Source organism: Rhizobium sp. 01N447_2, assembly GCF_056399245.1.
Window position 1 is genome coordinate 16,670 of sequence record NZ_JBFTQY010000015.1, and the last position, 21,391, is coordinate 38,060.

The following is a 21,391-nucleotide window of genomic DNA, read 5'->3' on the forward strand; positions in this document are numbered from 1 at the left end:
ACCCGGCGACCGTCTTTTCGACAAAAAGACGACCACACCGCCGATGACGAGGATATCATGGCATTCTTCCCGAAGACCTTCACCGCTCTGGCGCTTGCCGCATCGATCGCCCTTCCGCTTCCGGCGGCAGCGCTCGACGACCAGCAGAAGAAGGAGTTCGGCGAATTCATCAAGCAATACCTGATCGAGAATCCTGAGATCATGCTCGAAGTCCAGGATGCGCTGCAGAAGAAGCAGGAAGCCCAGCGGTTGGTGAAAGCCAATATGGCGATCGAAGAGAACACCACCGACATCTTCGAATCGAAGAACGACGTTACGCTCGGCAATCCCAAGGGCGATGTGACGGTCGTCGAGTTCTTCGATTATAATTGCAGCTACTGCCGGCATGCGCTTCCCGACATGCAGGCGATGCTGAAGAAGGACAAGAACGTCCGTTTCGTTCTCAAGGAGTTTCCGATCCTCGGGCCGGATTCGGTTGCCGCCCACAAGGTGGCCGACGCTTTCCGCAAGCTGGCACCGGAGAAATATGCCGATTTCCACGTCGCCCTTCTCGGCACCGAAGGCCGCGCCTCTGACGAAACAGCGATCGCGGTCGCCGCTTCGCTCGGCGTCAGCGAGGACAAGATCCGCGCCGAGATGGCAAAGAGCCCGAATGACGGTATCGTCCAGGCGACCTACCAGCTCGCCTCCAGTCTCGGCATCAGCGGCACGCCATCCTATGTGATCGGCAACGAACTGGTGCCGGGCGCCGTCGGGCTCGACGATCTCGAAGCCAAGGTCAAGAACATGCGCAGCTGCGGCAAGACCGCCTGCTGAGCAAACCAAAGCGCGTCGCAATCTTTCAGATTGCACTCCTCGCACTTTAGATATTTATCTTTGCGCATGTCGTTATCGCAAAACCGCTGCGCACTTTTGCGCGACATGCTTGAGCGACCGGCAGCCCATCAAATCGCCAAAATCGAAGTGTTTCAACCATGTGGACAAATGTGGCACGATTGTCGCTGGCCAATCCGTAAGGGCTTTCATTCAGCCTTCGCGGAGTCTATAGGTTGCCGTCGTACATTTTACGGAACATTCGATGACGCAAACGATTTTTGTCCTGAACGGCCCCAACCTGAACATGCTGGGCAAACGAGAGCCCGGCATTTATGGCGGCAAGACACTCAAGGACATCGAGGCAGACTGTAAGGCCGCCGGCCGTGAACTCGGCCTCGATATCGATTTCCGTCAGAGCAACCACGAAGGCGCGCTTGTGGACTGGTTCCATGAGGCAGACGAAAAGGCCGCCGGCGTTGCCATCAATGCAGGCGCCTATACGCATACATCGGTCGCGCTGCATGATGCGATCCGCGCTATTTCCATTCCCGTCATCGAGCTCCACATATCCAACGTGCATGCACGGGAAGAATTCCGCCACAAGTCGATGATCGCGCCGGCATGCAAGGGCGTGATCTGCGGCTTCGGGCCTCACAGCTACATCCTGGCGCTCCACGCGCTGAAGAACATCACGGCATAAGAAGAAGACAGGGCAACACCATGGCTGAAAAGAAATCGGGTATCGACCAGGCACTGATCCGCGATCTCGCCAATATTCTGAACGAAACGGATCTGACGGAGATCGAGGTCGAGCAGGATGACCTGCGCATCCGCGTTTCGCGCGCTGGCACGCCGCAATATGTCCAGGCGCCGATCGCAGCACCGGCCTTTGCCGCAGCCGCGGCTCCGGCAGCTGCTGCCGCGCCGGCCGCAGCTCCCAGCCGCAACCCGGCCAATGTCGTCAATGCACCGATGGTGGGCACCGTCTACATGGCGCCGGCTCCGGGCGCGCGTCCGTTCATCGAAGTCGGCGCAACCGTCAAGGAAGGCCAGACGCTCATCATCATCGAAGCGATGAAGACGATGAACCAGATCCCTTCGCCGAAGTCAGGCAAGGTGACCGAGATCCTCGTCGATGACGGACATCCCGTCGAATACGGCCAAGCCCTCGTCGTCATCGAATAGGCCGATGCCCATGATTTCGAAAATCCTCATCGCCAATCGCGGGGAAATCGCCCTTCGCGTGCTCCGGGCCTGCAAGGAGCTCGGCATCGCCTGCGTCGCGGTTCATTCCACTGCCGACGCTGATGCCATGCATGTGCGCCTTGCCGACGAAAGTGTGTGCATCGGTCCGCCCTCCTCGCGCGAGAGCTATCTCAACATCCACCAGATCGTCGCCGCCTGCGAGATCACCGGCGCTGATGCCGTGCATCCAGGCTACGGCTTTCTGTCGGAAAATGCCAAGTTCGCCGATATCCTCGAAGCCCACGGCATCACCTTCATCGGGCCGACGGCGGACCACATCCGCATCATGGGCGACAAGATCACCGCCAAGACGACGGCGCTGGAACTCGGCATTCCCGTCGTTCCGGGTTCGGACGGYGAAGTGAAGAGCGAAGAGGATGCGCTGAAGACGGCCGCCGAAATCGGTTATCCCGTGCTGATCAAGGCAACGGCCGGCGGCGGCGGACGCGGCATGAAGGTCGCCAAGAGCGAGGCCGACCTGATCGAGGCCTGGTCGACGGCGCGCACCGAAGCGGCAGCCGCCTTCGGCAATGATGCCGTCTACATGGAAAAATATCTCGGCAAGCCGCGCCACATCGAAATCCAGGTGTTCGGCGACGGCGAAGGCAATGCCATCCATCTCGGCGAGCGCGACTGCTCGCTGCAGCGGCGCCATCAGAAGGTCTGGGAAGAGGCGAATTCGCCGGCACTCAACGTCGAGCAGCGCATGAAGATCGGCCAGGTCTGCGCCGACGCCATGAAGAAGCTGAAATATCGCGGCGCCGGGACGATCGAATTCCTCTACGAAAACGGCGAGTTCTATTTCATCGAAATGAACACCCGCCTGCAGGTGGAGCATCCGATCACCGAAGCAATCACCGGCATCGACCTCGTGCACGAGCAAATCCGCGTCGCTTCCGGCGGCGGTCTCTCGGTGACACAGGATGAAGTGCATTTTTCCGGTCACGCGATCGAGTGCCGTATCAATGCCGAGCACCCGCGCACGTTCGTGCCTTCGCCCGGCACGATCACGCATTTCCACGCGCCGGGCGGCCTCGGCGTGCGCATCGATTCCGGCGCCTATCAGGGCTACAAGATCCCGCCCTATTACGACAGCCTCATCGGCAAGCTGATCGTGCACGGCCGTACCCGCGTCGAATGCATGATGCGCCTGCGCCGGGCGCTCGACGAATTTGTCGTCGACGGCATCAATACGACGCTGCCGCTTTTCCAGGATCTCGTTTCCAACCAGGATATCGCCAACGGCGACTACGACATCCACTGGCTGGAAGACTACCTCGCCAACACACCGGCGGCATAGGACAGGAATGGCAGGATCGCGCAGGAAGTCACCAGGCATAACCCCTGACATTCTCCTGCGCGCCTATTCCATCGGCCTCTTCCCGATGGCCGAATCCGCCGACGACCCGGAGATCTTCTGGGTCGAACCGGAACTGCGCGGCGTGTTGCCGTTCGACCATTTCCATGTGTCGAAAAGCCTTGCCAAGACGGTGCGCAAGAAACCCTTCGAGATCCGTTTCGATCACGCTTTCGATCAGGTMATCGCTGCCTGCGCGGAGGAAACTTCCGGGCGCCCGAGCACCTGGATCAACAGGACGATCAGATCGCTTTATTCGACGCTCTTCGACATGGGCCATGCCCATACCGTCGAAGCCTGGGAGGGCGATCAACTGGTCGGCGGCCTCTACGGCGTCTCGCTCGGATCGGCCTTCTTCGGCGAGAGCATGTTTTCGCGCCGGACGGATGCCTCGAAGATCTGCCTCGTGCATCTGGTCGACCGGCTGCGGGAAAGGGGCTTCACCCTGCTCGACACCCAGTTCACCACCGAGCACCTGAAAACATTCGGAGCGATCGACGTTCCGAAGGCCGATTACGCCGCGATGCTTGCTGCGGCGATGGAATCGCCGCACCTGGCTTTCTGACGATCATTATCCGACGGAGGTTTGATCGAGCGGGACGATCCTCCGAGATGATCCTGCGGATGGCACATGAGGATCAGGCGCATAGGGAGATGCCAGCCTAACGAAGATGCAGCTATTTCGCCTTGGCACCGTCAGGAGCCGGGACATCCGAGTTTGCCTTGCAGTCTTTCAGCCAGACGTCGTAGATCGGGTGCTCGACGGCGTTGAGGCCGGGGCTGGCGGCGAACATCCAGCCGGTGAAGATGCGGCGAATCTTGCGGTCGAGGGTGATCTCGTCGACCTCGACGAAACCGTCGATCTTCTGTGCTTCCGACTGGTCGCGCGAATAACAGGCCTTCGGTGTCACCTGCAGCGCACCGAACTGTACCGTCTCGTTGACATAGACATCGAACGTCGTGATGCGGCCCGTGATCTTGTCGAGGCCGGAAAAGACGGCTACCGGATTTTCAATGCGTGCGGCATTTGCCGCAACTGGCGGAAGCAGGGCCGAGAGCGCCAGCAGCGATCCGGCGGCACGCAGGACCATGTTCCGCGTGAAGAGCTTCATATGTACCCGTCTCCAGACATTTTCAGTTCACAGCCGCGGTCAAGCGCGGCCAACCTGCGGGTAAAGGTCAATTGTGGCCAAAAGCCGGGTCTTGGGATCGCCCGGTCGAGCCGTCTCAGTTGCCCGGCGTCCAGGCGTCGTAATCGCCGGTGACGCGCGGACGTTCGCCCGGAACGGCGATGGAGCCCGGCGGACGATAGGCCTGCGGCGAACCGGTATGATTGGGCCGGTGCGACTTCTGCCAATCCTTGGCGACGTAGTTTTCCTTGGACGGGGGAACATCGGTGCGATGATGCATCCAGCCATGCCAGCCCGGCGGAATGGCGGAGGCTTCGGCATAACCCTTGTAGATCACCCAACGCTTCGGCAGACCGTAGGAGGACATGCCGCCTTCGTAGTAGACGTTGCCGAATTCATCCTCGCCGACGCGCTTGCCAAAACGCCAGGTCGCAAAACGCGTGCCCATCGTCTGACCGTTCCACCAGGTAAAGGTCTGAACCAGAAGATTCCACATGTCTTTTCCTTGTGCCCGCCAGATGCGAGCCAAACCAGAATTCGTTTCCTCGCTTATGCCGTCGCCAAGCCGAATTGTCCAGCGATTCCGCGACAGTCACGGGTCATTTCAAAGCCATCTTGAAGCCGAGATGCGAGGGCTTGAAGCCCAGCCTTTCATAGAAACGATGGGCATCCTTGCGTATCGCATTCGAGGTCAACGCAACCCGCCCGATACCGCGGCCTTTTGCCTCGGCAATGGCGAATTCGATCATCAGTCCGCCGACCCCCTGCCCGCGCATATCGGCGCGCGTCTGCACCGCCTCGATGATCATCGCCGAGGAGCCACGGCCGGTGAGCGAGGTCGTCACCATCGTTTGAAACGTGCCGACGACCTCGCCGCCACGCTCTGCAACGTAAAGTGTCTGGTCGGGCGAAGCCTCGATGACGGCGAAGGCGCTGAGATAATCCGGGAAGGCTTCAGGTTCCGTGGTATCGCCGTGACCGCCGAGTGCGTCGGCGGCAAACATAGCCACCAGCGCCGGCAGATCTTCCCGGCGCGCCGGACGAATGAGAATGTCGGGCAACTCGACCGCCACAGTCTCAATGCCCTTCGAGTGGTTTTTCGAAGATCAGCGCCGGAATGCCGGATTGTCCGGCTCCGCTATTCTCGTTACGTCCGACCTCGGTGAAGCCATGCGTGCGATAGAAGGCGATCGCCGCAGCGTTTTGCGGTTCAACTTCGAGACGCATGATCTCCGCATCCGGAAAGCAGGTTTCGAGTTCGGCGAAGATATCGCGGCCGATACCCTGGCGCTGCAGCGCCGGCCTGACATAGAGGAGATGCAGCATGACGGTCTTCGTCAACGCCTGCGACATTGCCGCATACCCCATGCCGCCGATATTACGGCCGTCATCGGCAACGAGGAATTCGGCATCCTTTCGCACGAGGCGCGTCTTCAGCGCCGCCGGCGAAAAGAGATCGGCGATCAGATCCGCCACCCTGGCTCTGCCATGCAGGCTGTCATAGCTGGCATGAAAGCTCTCCACTAGCAGGGCGCGCACCTTCTCCAGGTCGCGCTCGCCGGCAGTGCGGACGAAATACACCGCTTATTCCTCTATGCCGAGCTTCGCCTTGACGAGGGCCTGGACGGCCTGCGGATTGGCCTTGCCGCCGGTCGCCTTCATCACCTGGCCGACGAACCATGCCGCCATGGTCGGCTTCGCCTTGACCTTGGCGACCTGGTCAGGATTGGCGGCGATGATCTCGTCCACGGCCTTTTCGATTGCGCCGGTATCCGTCACCTGCTTCATGCCGCGCGCTTCGACGATCTCGGCGGGATCGCCGCCCTCGTTGAGCACAATCTCGAAGAGATCCTTGGCGATCTTGCCGGAGATGGTTTCTGCCTTGATGAGATCGATGATGGCGCCGAGCTGGGCCGGCGAAACCGGCGTCTGCTCGATGTCCTTGCCGGTGCGGTTCAGCGCGCCGAGTAGATCGTTGATCACCCAGTTGGCGGCCGTCTTGCCATCACGGCCTGCGGCAACCGACTCGAAATAATCGGCGATCGCCTTTTCGGAAACCAGCACCGAGGCGTCGTAGATCGACAGGCCGAGTTCGCGCACGAAGCGCTCTTTCTTGTCGTCGGGCAGTTCCGGCAGATGCACTTCGAGCGCCTTGATGAAGGCATCGTCGAATTCGAGCGGCAGCAGATCCGGATCGGGGAAGTAACGATAGTCGTGCGCATCCTCCTTGGAGCGCATCGAGCGCGTCTCGCCCTTGTTCGGGTCGAAGAGGCGAGTTTCCTGATCGATCTTGCCACCGTCCTCCAGAATGCCGATCTGGCGACGGGCTTCATATTCGATCGCCTGGCCGATGAAACGGATGGAGTTGACGTTCTTGATCTCGCAACGCGTGCCGAAATCCTCGCCCGGACGGCGGACGGAGACGTTGACGTCGGCGCGCATCGAGCCCTCGTCCATGTTGCCGTCGCAGGTGCCGAGATAGCGCACGATCGAGCGCAGCTTGGTCATATAGGCCTTGGCCTCGTCGGACGAGCGCATGTCGGGCTTGGAGACGATCTCCATCAGGGCAACGCCGGAACGGTTGAGATCGACATAGGACATGGTCGCGTGCTGGTCATGCATCGACTTGCCGGCATCCTGCTCCAGGTGCAGGCGCTCAATACCGATCTCGATATCCTCGAACTGGCCCTGGCGGTCCGGCCCGAGTGAAATGACGATCTTGCCCTCGCCGACGATCGGATCCTTGAACTGCGAGATCTGATAGCCCTGCGGCAGGTCGGGATAGAAATAGTTCTTGCGATCAAACAGGGAGCGCTTGTTGATCTGGGCTTTCAGGCCGAGGCCGGTGCGAACAGCCTGCTTGACGCATTCCTCGTTGATCACGGGCAGCATCCCGGGCATGGCGGCGTCAACCATCGAGACGTTCGAATTCTGCGGCTTGCCGAATTCCGTCGAGGCGCCGGAGAAGAGCTTCGAATTGGACAGCACCTGGGCATGCACTTCCATGCCGACGATGACTTCCCAGTCGCCGGTGGCGCCGGGGATGAAGCGTTTCGGATCAGGCGTGCGGACGTCGACAAGGGTCATCTGATGCTCTTTGCAGGCTGTTCTTTTCCAATGGTGAGGTAAAGGAAATGGCGTGCCGGTGCAAGGCTTTCGCCGTGGCGCGCTTCGTGGTTTTGCCGTCCATTAACGGAGCCACGGTAGGGTTCTCCGATGACGATGATCGATATTATCAAATGGGCCTTGCTGTTTCTGGCGCTGAATCTCTCGGTATTCTCGATCTATTTCATGGACAAGCAGGCGGCGCGGCGCGGCAGGCGGCGCATCAGCGAGCGCACGCTTCTCATCCTTGCGCTGATCGGCGGCAGCCTTGGCGCGCTGGCTGCACAGCAGCTGCTGCGGCACAAGACGAGAAAGGAGCCGTTCCGGTCAATCCTGGCGGCGATCCTGATCCTGCACGGCGCACTGATTGCTGTGCTCGCCTTCTTGCCGTTATGGAGCCCTCTCCTTCTTCAGGATTTTTGAAGCATCAGAATTCCAGCCCATACGCGCCTTGGCTATCCGAAACGAGCTGTTTCGTCAGTCCAACAGAAGGCACGTCGCGATCGAGCTTCGGATTGTAGGCGACCGAGAGCCAATGGATGCTGTAGCCGTGCTTCCGGAAGAAGCCGATCGCCTCGCTATTGCCGGAATGGGTCTGCATCGCCGCCTTCTCGAGGCCCTGATCGGCGATCTCCTTTTCGATGCGGACGAGAAGGGCCGAACCGAGACCCTGGCGGGTGAAGACGGGATCGATCCAGAAATCCGAGATGGTTTCGTCCAATCCCTCGCGCGCCGCCCAGCCTGCGACCTGGCCGTTCTGCTCGACGACGGTGATGGTCAGCCAGTCGTTTTCCACGAAGTTCCGAAAGGCGTTGCGCGCTGCATCGATCATCGCGTCCGATTCGCCGATCGACGCCATCGCATTTTGCCAGGCCCTCAGCCCGATCTCGCTCAATAGCTCCGCTTCACCGTCGCGGGCATTGCGAATGTGGATCAACGACACCTCCGCGTTACACCTCAACTAGACCATTGAGTCGCGGAATTTACCAGTACCTCCAAAGGGATGATCGGGCAAAAGTGAGGTTTTCGACTGGTTTTGAGCTGAGAACACGCTCTTGACCGAATTTTCCGGGCTGAATAATAAACCCTATCGAGGTGTTTTATGTTGAGCCTGCCTGAGACCCGGTAAAGGCCCTGCCCGCAAGTTCGCTTGCGCGCATGGGCCCGAAAAACGAAGCCCTGACGTTCGAATGAGCGCCAGATCGTTTTTGTGCGCCCTGCCGGGCGCGACACCGGATCTCAACATATGGATATTTCTCGCACGGAGCAGCGCATCCTGCATCTCATGGCCCAAGGCGGCCGCATTGAAATTACCCGCGACGACGACAGGAAGATCGAGGCGGTCAGTTGCTTCACCCGCGACGGCTGGCTCTATCCCGGCGTCGATCTTGATCTCTTCCGCAGGCTGAAGCGCCTGAGGGCAATCAAGTCCTCAGGCGGCCAGCCCTACCGGATCACAGAAAGAGGGCTGAGGTTGGTCAGGTCGCAGCTGAACAACAGGTAATCGTAGCACTCCTGATCGTGTCTCGAAGGGGCGCGGTCAGGGGACCTCAAGCTTTTGCAGAAAGTTCCGTCCGCATGGCCGACCACTCGTCGGCCATCGTGCCCGTGCCGCGCCTCTTGCCGGCGCGGCGATACCAGTAATCGGCATTCCAGTCGTCGCCCTCGATGCGATGGCAAAGCGCGTGGCCCCAGTCGAACGGCTGTTCGCCTTCCTGGCGCTGGCAGATGTCGTGGACCGCCTGCCACTCCACGCCCATGGTGAAACCGCCGGCAGAGAGGCGATCAAATGCCTCGATCAATTGCGCAAGATCATTGCTGGCCATAAAACCTTCTCCTGGTTCCTGCTATCCGTCAGCCAACCGTTTCTCCAGATGCACCTTTTCAAGTTCGACACCCATGCTCTTTGAAAATTCGCGGCCGCGCCAGACGATGGTGAAGCCGCAGCGTTCGTAGAGCCGGATTGCGCCCTGGTTCCTGGCGTGCGTGTCGAGCCTGGCAGTCGCCAGCCCCTCTGCCGCCATCAACTCGCACAAATGAAGCAGGAGAGCCCGGCCGGCGCCCCGGYCGTGTTGCTCGGGATGCACCCAGAGGTCGGACACATAGTTCGGGTGGTTTTCACGCGCGCCCCAGCCGACGATCGTCCCGTCCCGTTCGGCAACGAAGATCTCACCTTTCGTTTCCTCGGGAAATATGGCGAACTCGTGCCGCACCCTGGTGATCACATCGGGATCGAGATAGCTGTCCTCGAAGGCATCGCTTGCGGCCCATGCTGCAAAGCCGACGGCGCCGACCGTTTTGTGGTCGGCAGCCGCTATTCTTCGGATCTTTAGATCCGTTACCACCACTTGGCCGGCGTAAACCGGCCGGCTGCCTGCTCGATGACGTGGGCAGTCTTGAAGAGGGTTTCCTCATCAAAGGGCTTGCCGATCAGCTGCAGGCCGAGCGGCAGGCCCTTGTGGTCGAGGCCAGCAGGCACGGCAATACCGGGCAGGCCCGCCATGTTGACCGTCACCGTGAAGATGTCGTTCAGGTACATCTTCACCGGATCGGCGGCGAGGTTCTCATCGGCAACGCCGAAAGCCGACGACGGCGTTGCCGGCGTCAGGATGGCGTCGACGCCGGCGTCAAAGGCGAGTTCGAAATCGCGCTTGATCAATGTACGCACCTTTTGGGCGCGGATGTAATAGGCATCGTAATAGCCGGCCGACAGCACATAGGTGCCGATCATGATGCGGCGCTTGACTTCCTTGCCGAAGCCCGCGGCGCGCGTCTTCTCATACATGTCGACGATATCCTTGCCGTCGACGCGCAAGCCGTAGCGCACGCCATCGTAACGTGCGAGGTTCGAGGATGCTTCGGCCGGAGCGACGATGTAATAGGCCGGAAGGGCGTATTTGGTGTGCGGCAGCGAGATGTCGACGATCTCGGCGCCGGCATCCTTCAGCCAGGCGATGCCCTGGCGCCAGAGGGTTTCGATCTCGTCGGGCATGCCATCAACACGGTATTCGTTCGGAATACCGATCTTCATGCCCTTCAGCGACTGGCCGAGGGCTGCTTCGTAATCCGGCACCGGCAGATCGACAGATGTCGTGTCCTTGGCGTCGACGCTTGCCATCGACTTCAAGAGGATGGCGGCATCGCGGACGTCACGGGCGATCGGGCCTGCCTGGTCGAGCGAGGAGGCAAAGGCGACGGTGCCCCAGCGCGAGCAGCGGCCATAGGTCGGCTTGATGCCGACGGTGCCGGTGAAAGCGGCCGGCTGGCGGATCGAGCCGCCGGTGTCGGTGGCGGTGGCGCCGGCGCAAAGATGCGCGGCGACGGCGGCGGCCGAACCGCCGGAGGAGCCGCCGGGCACGAGCTGCTGGTTGGAGCCTGCGGCGCGCCAGGGATTGATCACTGGGCCGTAATAGGATGTTTCATTCGACGAGCCCATGGCGAATTCGTCCATGTTGAGCTTGCCGAGCATGACGGCGCCGTCATCCCAGAGGTTCTGCGTGACGGTCGATTCATAACGCGGCTCGAAACCGTCGAGAATATGGCTGCAGGCCTGGGTGTGGACACCGACGGTGGCAAAGAGATCCTTGATGCCGAGCGGAATGCCTTCGAGGTCACCGGCCTTGCCGGCGGCGATGCGCTCATCGGAGTTCTTCGCCATGACGCGGGCGAGATCCGGCGTGACCTTTATATAGGCATTCAGCCGGTCATTGGCCGCATCGATCACCGAGATATAGGCTTCGGTCAGTTCGATCGCGGTGATTTCCTTGCCGCGCAGTTTCTGGCGGGCTTCGGCAATGGTCAGGCTGGTGAGTTCGCTCATCGTGTTTTCGCTTCAGATCTGGAAATGGCAACAGGGTCGGAACGAGGCTTCGAAGCCTTATTCGACGACTTTCGGCACCAGGAAAAAATTGTGGTCGGTGACGGGCGCATTGGCGACGATATCGGCTGCCTTGCTGCCGTCGGTCACCGCGTCAGTCCGCTTCTTCATCGCCATCGGGGTCACCGAGGTCATCGCCTCGACGCCGTCGACATTCACTTCGGAGAGTTGCTCGACGAAGCCAAGGATGCCGTTCAGCTCGCCGACCATGCGATTTGCCTCGTCCTCGGCGACGGCAATACGGGCAAGGCGGGCGACGCGCTTTACGGTGGCAAGATCGACGGACATGGCATTCTCCGGATAGGATTTTTCCTACCCGCTATAAAGGCCATGTCCGCCTGACGCAACGGGGTTTCGTCAGATCGACAGGCTCTCGGAAGGCTTGATCGCCTTCACTTCCGTCTCCGATCCCTCCATGCCGGCAACGAATTTTTCCGCCGTCTGATCGATGATCGGGAAGGTGCCGTAATGGCAGGGGATCGCGGTCTTGAAGTTGAAATAGCGCCGGCAGGCAAGCGCGGCCACCGCGCCGCCCATGGTGAAACGGTCGCCGACCGGCACGAAACCGATATCAGGCTGGTGCAATTCGTTGATCAGCGCCATGTCGGAGAAGATGTCGGTATCGCCCATGGCAAGGATCGAGGCTTCGTCGTCGAAATGCAGCATCAGGCCGTTGGCGTTGCCGAGCGCGTGCGAGACGCCGTCCTCGGTGATCTGGGCGGAGGAGTGCAGCGCATTGGTGAAGGTCGCCGAGAAGCTGCCGAGCGCGATCGTGCCGCCGGTATTGCCCATCTCGATCTTGTCGACGCCCTTGGAGCCGAGCCAAGCGGCGAGATCGGCATTGGCGAGAACGACGGCGCCGGTTTCCTTGGCGAGCGCCACGGTATCGCCGACATGGTCGCCATGGCCATGCGTCAGCAGGATGTGAGTGATGCCTGCAGAAACATCCTTGATATCCTGGCCGGAAAAGGAGGCGTTATAGCTGAGGAATGGATCGAGCAGGATCTTCGCCTTTGATGTCTCGATGCGGAAGGCGGAATGGCCGAGCCAGGTGATCTTCATGAAATGTCTCCTTTATTACGTGATGCAAAGCCGGTTTCGATGCCACATCAAAGCATGAGAGCGTGATGTCGTCCGAAAACCGCTCACACTTTTCGGCGTCATGCCCTAAGGACATATCTTATGCGGCCGCAAAGAAAAGCGGCGGCGACTTCAATTTGTTTTGACGGGATGAAACGGCGATGACGGTGCTGACGATCGAGGAAATGGCCGAGACGCTTGCCCCGCGACAGGCAATTGCCGGCCTCGATCTCGGCACCAAGACGATCGGGCTGTCGATGTCCGATCTCGGACGGCGCTTCGCCACGCCGCGCACGGTGATCCGCCGCGTCAAGTTCACCATCGATGCGCAGGCGCTGCTCGACTTCGCACAATCGGAAAAGGTCGCAGGCTTTGTCATCGGCCTACCCATGAACATGGATGGATCAGCAGGTCCGCGCGTGCAGGCGACTCGCGCCTTCGTGCGTAATATGGAGCAGAAGACGGCGCTGCCCTTCGTCTATTGGGATGAGCGGCTTTCGACGGTTGCGGCCGAACGGACGCTGCTCGAAATGGACGTCTCGCGCGCCAAGCGGGCCGAACGGATCGATTCGGCCGCGGCAAGCTTCATCCTTCAGGGCGCGCTCGACAGGCTTTCCTTGCTGGCAAGGTCTGATGGAGATGAATTCAACGCCTGACGCGCCTTCCACCAGGCAATGATCGACTTGCGCTTCCGCAAGCCAAGGATGGCGAAGACGACGAGGCTGTCGACCGCGATCGCGCGGGCAACGAGCGGCGGGATAGACTCCGGCGGAATGCCGAGCGCCTTGCCGTAAAGCTGGAACGTCAGGTCATGGACCTGCCGCGTGAACATGAAGATGCCGAAACTCATGTCGTAATAGGAGAGCCAGTACCATCCGCCCAGAAAGACGATGGGGCCGGCCCAGAAGATCAGAAACCACTTCATGCGGCCTCTCCTCCATGCTTGCGCGTCACGGGCAGATCGAGGGAGACCAACCAGGTCGACAATGCCATGATGCAAAGCACCAGCGTCGGAATTGCGATATCCAGCGCCAGGACTGCGAAAAACATCATCGCCGTCACCAGAAACGCGGCTTTAGCGATCTTGGTTCCCATGGGCGTCAACTCGGGCTCTACTCATACATCTCTGCTCACCGCCACACTGTCGGCTTAACCAGCCCCACGCAATGTAAACCATTTGTTAAGGTTAACGCGGCGCCCGCCCCCTGTGGATAGGGCAGGTATCAGCCGTAAACGCCACGCACGATGCGCTTCAGCGCCGTTGCCGCCTTCTCCCAGTCCTTGGATGTCTTCAACGACAGGCCGGCGCACTGCCCGCCGGCTGCGGCGGCAAGCACGAGGTGCTGGATCGCCGCGATGACGACGGCGTTGACGGCTGCCGCATCCACGCCCTTCGGCGGCGCCAGCGAGCCGCGCATACGCTCCAGCCAGAGAGCGAGCGCCTTCGAACGCGCTTCGGAGAGCCGCCTCACCTGCTCGGTATTTTCCGATATCTCCCAGGCGAGGATGCGGCGCATCAGCGGATCGGTCCTCAAGGCGTCGAGGAGGAGAAGCGACAGCCGCTCCATCAGGTCGCCATAGGTGAGCAGGAACATGCCGCCGGTGTCCTCCGGGATGCGATCCTTCACCCATGTGCCGAGATCGGTGCCGATCGCCTCGACCAAGCCGTCGAGGCCGCCATAGTAGCGATAGATCAGCTGCTTGTCGCAACCGGCGCGGCGGGCAACCGCATTAATGCCGAAATTCTGGAAGCCTTCCTCGGCGAGCAGCCCCTTGGCGGCGGCAAGGATTGCGCGCTCGGTAGCGCTGCGATCACGCACGCGCCGTTCCGGCTCGGCGCCGACCCCGGGTGAATTTTCAAGATTTACGGCTTCATTCAGCATGATCGACCCTTCCCCGCTGTCACCAATCGGTGAGTAGCGGGGAGACTTCACGCAATCAATCCTATCCCTTTGGGAAGATTGTGGATATTCCAGCCGGACCGTTGATTGTCCGTCGAACGGATGTGGAAAGCTGCACGTTGGACTGATCGGATCCGTCCAGAAATCTCGTCCTGGCAGTTGATCGTGATGGACGAACCCGGCATAGCTGCATTATGAACAAATCTAACAATCTCCGCTAAGGCCCTGCAATGGTGAACTATATCGAAGCCTCTACTGCGCCCCCGAAGAATACGGGCGCCATCCGGCTTTATGACGCTGAAGCATTCGAGGGCATGCGCAGGGCATGTCAGCTGACCGCGCGCTGCCTCGATGCGCTTGCCGATATCGTCAAGCCCGGTCTATTGACTGATGAGATCGATCGGTTCGTCTTCGATTTCGGCATGGATCACGGCGCCTATCCGGCGACGCTGAACTATCGCGGCTACACCAAATCGACCTGCACCTCGATCAACCACGTCGTCTGCCATGGCATTCCCAACGACAAGCCGTTGCGTGACGGCGATATCGTCAATATCGACGTCACCTTCGTGCTCGACGGCTGGCACGGCGATTCCAGCCGGATGTATCCCGTCGGCGTCGTCAAGCGTGCTGCCGAGCGACTGCTCGAGGTCACCTATGAATCACTGATGCGCGGCATTGCCGCCGTCAGGCCCGGCGCTCGCACCGGCGCGATCGGCGAGGCGATCCAGACCTATGCGGAGGCCGAACGCTGTTCGGTGGTGCGCGATTTCTGCGGCCATGGCGTTGGCCGGCTGTTCCACGATTCGCCAAATATCCTGCATTACGGCCGCGCGAACGAGGGGCCGGAGCTGCGCGAAGGCATGATCTTCACCATCGAGCCGATGATTAACCTCGGCCGGCCGCATGTGAAGGTGCTGGCCGACGGCTGGACGGCGGTCACCCGCGACCGCTCGCTGTCGGCGCAATACGAACATACGGTCGGCGTCACCTCCGACGGCTGCGAGATCTTCACGCTGTCGCCTGGCGGGCTCGACCGCCCCGGCCTGCCGTCACACAACGGGTGACGGTTCGATGGCGAAGGGCCCCGTTTCGACATCTTCCGACGACGAGCTGCCTTTCCCAACGCAAGAGTCCCTTGCCGCCGACGAACGCTCGTTCTTTGGCGGACGGCCGCAAAAATCGTCCGCGCCGAATGCCAGGACCGCCCTGCCCGCCTCGCTCGCCGGCCAAGAGCATTATCACGGCCATCGCGAGCGATTGCGTGACCGCTTCCGCGAGCTCGGCGACACCGCGCTTGCCGACTACGAAATCCTTGAGCTGCTGCTTTTCCGGCTGATCCCGCGGCGTGACACCAAGCCGATCGCCAAGGCGCTGATCGAACGGTTCGGCTCGCTTTCCGGCGTCTTTGGGGCGCCTCAGGCGCTGCTGATGGAAGTCAAGGGCGTCGGCGAGGCCGTGGCGCTCGACCTGAAGCTGATCTCGACTGTCGCCCACCGGACGCTGAAGAGCGAGCTCAGGAGCAAACAGGTCCTGTCTTCGTGGTCTTCGGTCATCCAGTATTGCCATGCCGCCATGGCGCACGAGACACGCGAACAGTTCCGCATCCTCTTCCTCGACAAACGCAATGTGCTGATCGCCGATGAGGTACAGGGCCGCGGCACGGTCGACCATACGCCGGTCTATCCGCGCGAGGTGGTCAAACGCGCACTCGAGCTTTCGGCAACGGCGATGATCCTCGTGCACAACCATCCCTCCGGCGATCCCACACCATCGCGCGCCGACATCGACATGACGAAGGTGATCATCGATGCCGCCAAGGCGCTCGATATCACCGTCCACGACCACGTCATCATCGGCAGGGATGGTCATGTCAGCCTGAAGGGGCTGAAGTTGATCTGAAAGGCACAGGTCCGGCGGAATCGGCGGTCGTAAAACAATCTGTAACATTGACCGGCTAACGATGGACGGGCGACATTTTGCGTCGCAATATGATTCCTTTCCAATCCGGGGCTTGATGATGCTTCAGTACGATCTCGTTGTGGTGGGCAGCGGTCCCGCAGGGCGCCGCGGCGCGATCCAGGCGGCAAAACTCGGCAAGAAAGTGCTTGTCATCGAGCAGGGCAAACGCGTCGGCGGCGTGTCCGTGCATACCGGCACCATCCCTTCCAAAACGCTGCGCGAGACCGCGCTTAATCTTTCCGGCTGGCGCGAACGCGGCTTCTACGGCCGGTCTTACCGCGTCAAGGAAGAGATCAGTGCAGATGACCTGCGCCGCCGCCTGCTGATTACGCTCAACCACGAGGTCGAGGTGCTGGAACACCAGTTCGCCCGCAACCGCGTGCAGCATATTCGCGGCAAGGCGAGCTTCATCGATGCGTCGACGCTGCAGGTGATCAAGGATGACGGCGAGACCACGCAGGTCACCGGCGCCAGCGTGCTGCTTGCCGTCGGCACAAAGCCTTTCCGCCCCGATTACATCCCCTTCGACGGCAAGACCGTTCTCGACAGCGACGAACTGCTCGACATCCAGGACCTGCCGCGATCAATGGTCGTCATCGGCGCCGGGGTCATCGGAATCGAATATGCGACGATCTTCAGCGCGCTCGACACCGCCGTCACCGTCATCGATCCGAAGGCGACGATGCTCGACTTCATCGACAAGGAAATCATCGAGGATTTTACCTATCAGCTGCGCGACCGCAACATGAAGCTGCTGCTCGGCCAGAAGGCCGATAAGGTGGAGAGGCTCGAAAACGGCAAGGTCGAACTGACGCTCGACAGCGGCCGACGCCTGACGACCGACATGGTGCTTTTCGCCGCCGGCCGCATGGGGGCAACCGATGCGCTGAACCTTCAGGCCATCGGCCTCGACGCCGACAGCCGCGGCCGTCTCAAGGTCAATCCGGAAACCTTCCAGACATCGGTTGCCAACATCTATGCCGCCGGCGACGTCGTCGGCTTTCCAAGCCTTGCCTCGACCTCGATGGAACAGGGCCGCATCGCTGCCCGCGTCGCGGTCGGCGCGGTCGCCAAGGAGCCGCCGAAATATTTCCCCTATGGCATCTATGCCGTGCCGGAGATTTCGACCTGCGGCCTGACCGAAGAAGAGATGAAGGAGCGCGGTATTCCCTATGAATGCGGCATTGCCCGCTTCCGCGAGACGTCGCGCGGTCACATCATGGGCCTCGACACCGGGCTTTTGAAGCTGATCTTCTCGCTGAAGACCCGCCGCCTGCTCGGCGTGCATATCGTCGGCGAAGGTGCCACCGAGCTGGTCCATATCGGTCAAGCGGTGCTGAACCTCAAAGGCACGGTCGAATATTTCGTCGAGAACACTTTCAACTACCCGACGCTCGCCGAAGCCTACAAGATCGCTGGGCTCGATGCCTGGAACCGGATGGGCGACATCAAGTCAGAACTTTAAAACGCATCATGTAGACGGCGGAGCTGTCGTCTAAATCCGGCCGCCAAACGGAGCCCAATGACATTGCGCATCATTTCGCTGAACGCATGGGGCGGCAGGCTGCATGAGACCTTGATCGGCTATATCAGGCAAGCCGATCCGGATGTCCTGTGCCTGCAGGAAGTGCTGCGGGTGCCAGGTACGGGCGGCGGATGGTCGATCTATCGGGACGCGGGGCTGGAGCTGCCGCAGCGCGCCAATCTGTTTACTGAGATCGGCACCGCCCTGCCCCGCCACGACGGCTTCTTCTGCCCGACCTCGAGAGGCGAGCTTTTCGATGGCGATACCGCGATTGCCGCCGAATTCGGGCTGGCGACCTTCGTGCGCAAAACGCATTCCCTCATCGCAGAGGGGCTGGACTTCGTGCACGGCCGTTTTTCCGCCGATGGCTGGGGCGAACATCCGCGGCCGCGAAACGCCCATTGCATCCGCCTCTTCAGCCATGAGCACGCTTCTACCGTGACCATCGCCCACATGCATGGCCTGCGCGATCCCGCAGGCAAGGGCGATACCGCAGCGCGCAAAGAGCAGGCCGAGGCGCTGGTCAGGCTCATCGAGCGCGTCTGGCCCGGCGGCGAAAATCTCGTCGTCTGCGGCGATTTCAACGTGTTGCCTGACAGCGCGACCTTCACGATTCTCGCCAGACTCGGGCTTTCCGATCTGGTCACCGGAAACGGTCTTGTAGACACGCGAACCTCCTACTATCTGAAGCAAGGCCGCTTTGCCGACTACATGCTGGTGACGCCGGGGGTGAAGGTTGCCAAATTCGAGGTGGTCGAGGCGCCCGAAGTCTCCGACCATCGCGCATTGCTGCTCGATATCGGGTAGTATATTGAGGAGTGATACACTTCGCGAAGCGTTTGCGGGCCGTGCCGTTTTTTTACGCCTTAGTTTGACCTCCTAAATCGCATTGGTATGTCGTGCCTGTATATGCCTTCAACGCCATTTGCCTTCGGGCAAAGCTTCTAGAGAAAGATAAATACTCTTGTCCCATGTCTTGGAAGCTGCGCGCAGACGTTTTCAGCTGATCTTGATCAAGCCGTCGCATTATGACGACGACGGCTACGTCATCCGCTGGTGGCGGGCGATGATCCCCTCCAATTCGCTGGCGGCGCTCTACGGCATTGCCGCCGAATGTGCCGAGCGCAAGGTGCTCGGAGACGATACGGCGATTGACATCACCGTGATCGACGAGACCAATACGCGGATCGATATCGCCGGACTGCTGGCGCAGTTCAAGCGTCACGACAATTTCGGGATGATCGCGCTCGTCGGCGTCCAGACCAACCAGTATCCGCGCGCCCTCGATATCGCCCGTCCCTTCCGCGATGCCGGCCTGCCGGTTTCGATCGGCGGCTTCCATGTTTCCGGCTGCCTGTCGATGCTGGATGGCAAGGCCGTCGGGCTCGACGCCTGCCGCGACATGGGCATCTCGATGTTTGCCGGCGAAGCCGAGGGCCGGCTCGACATGGTGCTGCGCGATGCCGCCGCCGGCGAGCTGAAGCCGCTCTACAATTTCATGAACGACCTTCCCGGCATCGGCGGCACGCCGGTTCCCTTCCTGCCGAAGGACAATATCCAGCGCACGCTCGGGCTCAGCACCAGCTTCGATGCCGGACGTGGCTGTCCCTATCAGTGCTCGTTCTGCACCATCATCAACGTGCAGGGACGCAAATCACGCTTCCGTTCGGCCGACGACGTCGAAAAGCTGGTGCGGATGAACTGGGCCCAGGGCATCCACAAATTCTTCATCACCGACGACAATTTCGCCCGTAACAAGGATTGGGAAGCGATCTTCGACCGGTTGATCGAACTCAAGGAGCGGGACGGTATCCCACTCGGCCTGATGATCCAGGTCGACACGCTCTGCCACAAGATCCCGAATTTCATCGAGAAATCCAGGCGCGCCGGCGTCACGCGCGTTTTCATCGGCCTTGAGAACGTCAATCCGGACAATCTGACCGCTGCCAAGAAGAACCAGAACAAGATCACCGAATACCGCAAGATGCTGCTCGCCTGGAAGGCCCAGGGCATCATGACGCTCGCCGGTTATATCTTGGGCTTCCCCGCCGACACGCCGGAGTCGATCCGCCGCGACATCACGATCATCCAGGAAGAGCTGCCGCTCGACGTCATCGAATTCTTCATCCTGACGCCGCTGCCTGGCTCCGAGGACCATCAGGTCCTGTGGAAGAAGGGCATCGAGATGGATGCCGATCTCAACATCTACGATGTCGAGCACGTCTGCACCGCGCATCCCAAAATGAGCAAACAGGAATGGGAAGACATCTACCACGAGGCGTGGTCGCTCTACTATTCGCCTGATCATATGAAGACGCTGCTGCGCCGCGCTGTGGCGACCGGGGTACCGCTGGCGAGGCTCGTCAAGGTTCTGGTCTCCTTCGCCACCACCGTGCCGCTGGAAAACGTGCATCCGCTGCAAAGCGGTCTGCTGCGCCTGAAGACCCCATCGGAGCGGCGCCCTGACCTGCCGCGCGAGAATCCGCTGGTCTTCTGGCCGCGCTTTGCCTGGGAAACCTTCCGCAAACATGCTTCGCTCGCCGGCACGATCATTGGCCTGACGATTTCGGCGTTCCTGATTTCAAGGGATGCAAAGTCGAAGACCTACATGGATCAGGCGCTGACGCCTGTCGCCGACGACGAAGAGGAAACGCTCCACCTCTTCACACAGACCGCAGGCGGCGCCGCAGCCGTGAGCCATGTCAGGAAAGTCGCGCAACTGACAGCGCATTGAGCGGTAATTCTTGAACGGCGGCTGACGCCCGAAAACGTGGGCGGCATCAAACTCTAAAGCGCGTCGCATGAATCAACTTTGACAACGCTTCGAAGGCTCCGACCTTGGTGGCCGTTTAAGCGACTTGGATCATCTTGGCCGTCTCGGCCACTTGCAGCGTGTCGACAAATTCGACGATCTTGACCAGTTTCCCATCCCGGATATGGATCTTGTCGATGAATTCCGTATGGAAGCTCACGCCCGATGGGATGTGCCTGACCTCGCCTTCACGGTGGGCAAAGACCATATGCTCATCCTCGTCCACATAGATAGCTGTCCTGATATTCGATAGATCCCATACTGTGATAAGCTGCGTTATCGCTTGGCGAAAAGCATGCCCGCTTGATTCAGTCGAAAAAGGCGCCAGCCGTGTATTGCCGACCATGCGAAAGGTGCAACCCTCGCCGATCAGCGCCAGGGTAGCTTCGACATCGCCGCGGTCACGCACGGCATACATTTCTTCCACCAGCTTCTTCATGTCATGCTTTGCAGTCATTTTCAGGTCCTCCCCATCAGTAGAATCTGCATCGAATTATACTTTATTGCAACTCTTTGTTGTTCCTGGTGAATAAACACAAAGGAGTAGGCGGCGAGAATGAACTGCCCTGGATAATAGAAAA

General features: G+C 60.4%; 28 protein-coding genes. 13 read left to right on the forward strand and 15 right to left on the reverse strand.

The genetic code is table 11. From position 1 onward, the window contains the following. Window positions 1-57: 57 nt before the first annotated feature. The 5 genes from AC1ECN_RS12490 (at window position 58) to aat (ending at window position 3,983) form a co-directional block, all read left to right on the forward strand. On the forward strand, window positions 58-816 hold the full coding sequence (locus AC1ECN_RS12490; RefSeq protein WP_018484901.1) for a DsbA family protein: 759 nt from the start codon (window positions 58-60) through the stop codon (window positions 814-816). A 262-nt stretch (window positions 817-1,078) separates the two neighbouring features. Next, window positions 1,079-1,516 (forward strand): type II 3-dehydroquinate dehydratase, encoded by a 438-nt coding sequence (gene aroQ / locus AC1ECN_RS12495; RefSeq protein ID WP_018073414.1) that lies wholly within the window; start codon window positions 1,079-1,081, stop codon window positions 1,514-1,516. 20 nt (window positions 1,517-1,536) lie between these two features. Beyond that, window positions 1,537-2,001 carry an acetyl-CoA carboxylase biotin carboxyl carrier protein gene (gene accB / locus AC1ECN_RS12500; protein ID WP_018073413.1) on the forward strand — a complete coding sequence of 155 codons (465 nt, stop codon included), beginning with the start codon at window positions 1,537-1,539 and terminating at the stop codon, window positions 1,999-2,001. Between the two features lie 4 nt (window positions 2,002-2,005). Beyond that, window positions 2,006-3,361 carry an acetyl-CoA carboxylase biotin carboxylase subunit gene (gene accC / locus AC1ECN_RS12505; protein WP_018073412.1) on the forward strand — a complete coding sequence of 452 codons (1,356 nt, stop codon included), beginning with the start codon at window positions 2,006-2,008 and terminating at the stop codon, window positions 3,359-3,361. Window positions 3,362-3,368: 7 nt separating this feature from the next. Then, window positions 3,369-3,983, forward strand: a complete 615-nt coding sequence (gene aat / locus AC1ECN_RS12510) for a leucyl/phenylalanyl-tRNA--protein transferase (protein WP_024320679.1) — start codon at window positions 3,369-3,371, stop codon at window positions 3,981-3,983. A gap of 112 nt (window positions 3,984-4,095) precedes the next feature. On the opposite strand, the gene AC1ECN_RS12515 is transcribed toward aat, so the two are convergent. From AC1ECN_RS12515 to gatB, 5 genes are all read right to left on the reverse strand, one after another. Continuing rightward, complete coding sequence (locus AC1ECN_RS12515; protein ID WP_003539072.1) at window positions 4,096-4,530, reverse strand: DUF2155 domain-containing protein; 435 nt, start codon at window positions 4,528-4,530, stop codon at window positions 4,096-4,098. Window positions 4,531-4,645: 115 nt separating this feature from the next. Then, a complete protein-coding gene (locus AC1ECN_RS12520) occupies window positions 4,646-5,044 on the reverse strand; it encodes an NADH:ubiquinone oxidoreductase subunit NDUFA12 (RefSeq protein ID WP_018073408.1) in 399 nt (132 codons plus the stop codon). Window positions 5,045-5,147: 103 nt separating this feature from the next. Then, the gene (locus tag AC1ECN_RS12525) at window positions 5,148-5,621 is read right to left on the reverse strand and encodes a GNAT family N-acetyltransferase (protein WP_018073407.1); all 474 of its coding nucleotides are present in this window, start codon (window positions 5,619-5,621) and stop codon (window positions 5,148-5,150) included. A gap of 4 nt (window positions 5,622-5,625) precedes the next feature. Then, complete coding sequence (locus tag AC1ECN_RS12530; RefSeq protein ID WP_130664481.1) at window positions 5,626-6,129, reverse strand: GNAT family N-acetyltransferase; 504 nt, start codon at window positions 6,127-6,129, stop codon at window positions 5,626-5,628. Window positions 6,130-6,132: 3 nt separating this feature from the next. Continuing rightward, window positions 6,133-7,635: an Asp-tRNA(Asn)/Glu-tRNA(Gln) amidotransferase subunit GatB gene (gene gatB / locus AC1ECN_RS12535; RefSeq protein ID WP_130672483.1), complete on the reverse strand. Its 1,503-nt coding sequence runs from the start codon at window positions 7,633-7,635 to the stop codon at window positions 6,133-6,135. Between the two features lie 129 nt (window positions 7,636-7,764). Here gatB and AC1ECN_RS12540 point away from each other — a divergent pair, with 129 nt between their 5' ends. After that, the gene (locus tag AC1ECN_RS12540) at window positions 7,765-8,076 is read left to right on the forward strand and encodes a DUF1294 domain-containing protein (RefSeq protein WP_130672482.1); all 312 of its coding nucleotides are present in this window, start codon (window positions 7,765-7,767) and stop codon (window positions 8,074-8,076) included. A gap of 4 nt (window positions 8,077-8,080) precedes the next feature. On the opposite strand, the gene AC1ECN_RS12545 is transcribed toward AC1ECN_RS12540, so the two are convergent. Further along, window positions 8,081-8,590 (reverse strand): GNAT family N-acetyltransferase, encoded by a 510-nt coding sequence (locus AC1ECN_RS12545; RefSeq protein WP_026237065.1) that lies wholly within the window; start codon window positions 8,588-8,590, stop codon window positions 8,081-8,083. 309 nt (window positions 8,591-8,899) lie between these two features. On the opposite strand from AC1ECN_RS12545, the gene AC1ECN_RS12550 reads away from it, so the two are divergent. Further along, on the forward strand, window positions 8,900-9,157 hold the full coding sequence (locus tag AC1ECN_RS12550) for a YjhX family toxin (protein ID WP_011651684.1): 258 nt from the start codon (window positions 8,900-8,902) through the stop codon (window positions 9,155-9,157). A gap of 46 nt (window positions 9,158-9,203) precedes the next feature. Here AC1ECN_RS12550 and AC1ECN_RS12555 read toward each other — a convergent pair whose 3' ends face one another. From AC1ECN_RS12555 to AC1ECN_RS12575, 5 genes are all read right to left on the reverse strand, one after another. Next, the gene (locus AC1ECN_RS12555) at window positions 9,204-9,479 is read right to left on the reverse strand and encodes a hypothetical protein (RefSeq protein ID WP_130672481.1); all 276 of its coding nucleotides are present in this window, start codon (window positions 9,477-9,479) and stop codon (window positions 9,204-9,206) included. A gap of 21 nt (window positions 9,480-9,500) precedes the next feature. Then, a complete protein-coding gene (locus AC1ECN_RS12560; protein WP_477953089.1) occupies window positions 9,501-10,001 on the reverse strand; it encodes an N-acetyltransferase family protein in 501 nt (166 codons plus the stop codon). Next, complete coding sequence (gene gatA / locus AC1ECN_RS12565) at window positions 9,992-11,473, reverse strand: Asp-tRNA(Asn)/Glu-tRNA(Gln) amidotransferase subunit GatA (protein ID WP_018073402.1); 1,482 nt, start codon at window positions 11,471-11,473, stop codon at window positions 9,992-9,994. The genes AC1ECN_RS12560 and gatA overlap by 10 nt, the downstream gene beginning before the upstream one ends. Before the next feature lie 57 nt (window positions 11,474-11,530). Continuing rightward, a complete protein-coding gene (gene gatC / locus AC1ECN_RS12570; protein ID WP_130672479.1) occupies window positions 11,531-11,818 on the reverse strand; it encodes an Asp-tRNA(Asn)/Glu-tRNA(Gln) amidotransferase subunit GatC in 288 nt (95 codons plus the stop codon). A gap of 69 nt (window positions 11,819-11,887) precedes the next feature. After that, window positions 11,888-12,592, reverse strand: a complete 705-nt coding sequence (locus AC1ECN_RS12575) for a metal-dependent hydrolase (protein WP_130655287.1) — start codon at window positions 12,590-12,592, stop codon at window positions 11,888-11,890. A gap of 179 nt (window positions 12,593-12,771) precedes the next feature. Between AC1ECN_RS12575 and ruvX the strand changes: the two genes are divergently transcribed. Next, entirely contained in the window at window positions 12,772-13,266 is a 495-nt protein-coding gene (ruvX, locus tag AC1ECN_RS12580) for a Holliday junction resolvase RuvX (protein WP_018073400.1), read from the forward strand. On the opposite strand, the gene AC1ECN_RS12585 is transcribed toward ruvX, so the two are convergent. The 3 genes from AC1ECN_RS12585 to AC1ECN_RS12595 form a co-directional block, all read right to left on the reverse strand. Next, a complete protein-coding gene (locus AC1ECN_RS12585) occupies window positions 13,203-13,535 on the reverse strand; it encodes a DUF6105 family protein (RefSeq protein WP_018073399.1) in 333 nt (110 codons plus the stop codon). The genes ruvX and AC1ECN_RS12585 overlap by 64 nt on opposite strands. Further along, window positions 13,532-13,705 (reverse strand): hypothetical protein, encoded by a 174-nt coding sequence (locus tag AC1ECN_RS12590; protein WP_165406130.1) that lies wholly within the window; start codon window positions 13,703-13,705, stop codon window positions 13,532-13,534. Before AC1ECN_RS12590 ends, AC1ECN_RS12585 begins: the two co-directional genes overlap by 4 nt. 128 nt (window positions 13,706-13,833) lie before the next feature. Beyond that, entirely contained in the window at window positions 13,834-14,493 is a 660-nt protein-coding gene (locus tag AC1ECN_RS12595; RefSeq protein WP_130672477.1) for a TetR/AcrR family transcriptional regulator, read from the reverse strand. A 248-nt stretch (window positions 14,494-14,741) separates the two neighbouring features. Here AC1ECN_RS12595 and map point away from each other — a divergent pair, with 248 nt between their 5' ends. The 5 genes from map to AC1ECN_RS12620 all read left to right on the forward strand — a co-directional run bounded on the left by map (window position 14,742) and on the right by AC1ECN_RS12620 (window position 20,732). After that, window positions 14,742-15,578 (forward strand): type I methionyl aminopeptidase, encoded by an 837-nt coding sequence (gene map / locus AC1ECN_RS12600; RefSeq protein WP_012757260.1) that lies wholly within the window; start codon window positions 14,742-14,744, stop codon window positions 15,576-15,578. Between the two features lie 7 nt (window positions 15,579-15,585). Next, window positions 15,586-16,413, forward strand: coding sequence for a RadC family protein (radC, locus tag AC1ECN_RS12605; protein WP_018073396.1), 828 nt, complete (start codon window positions 15,586-15,588; stop codon window positions 16,411-16,413). A 118-nt stretch (window positions 16,414-16,531) separates the two neighbouring features. Further along, a complete protein-coding gene (gene sthA, locus AC1ECN_RS12610; RefSeq protein ID WP_024320668.1) occupies window positions 16,532-17,938 on the forward strand; it encodes a Si-specific NAD(P)(+) transhydrogenase in 1,407 nt (468 codons plus the stop codon). 57 nt (window positions 17,939-17,995) lie between these two features. Next, window positions 17,996-18,805 (forward strand): endonuclease/exonuclease/phosphatase family protein, encoded by an 810-nt coding sequence (locus AC1ECN_RS12615; RefSeq protein WP_197727404.1) that lies wholly within the window; start codon window positions 17,996-17,998, stop codon window positions 18,803-18,805. 157 nt (window positions 18,806-18,962) lie between these two features. Further along, window positions 18,963-20,732: a B12-binding domain-containing radical SAM protein gene (locus AC1ECN_RS12620; RefSeq protein ID WP_018073393.1), complete on the forward strand. Its 1,770-nt coding sequence runs from the start codon at window positions 18,963-18,965 to the stop codon at window positions 20,730-20,732. A 115-nt stretch (window positions 20,733-20,847) separates the two neighbouring features. Here AC1ECN_RS12620 and AC1ECN_RS12625 read toward each other — a convergent pair whose 3' ends face one another. Beyond that, a complete protein-coding gene (locus AC1ECN_RS12625; protein ID WP_018073392.1) occupies window positions 20,848-21,267 on the reverse strand; it encodes a nuclear transport factor 2 family protein in 420 nt (139 codons plus the stop codon). Window positions 21,268-21,391 lie beyond the last annotated feature (124 nt).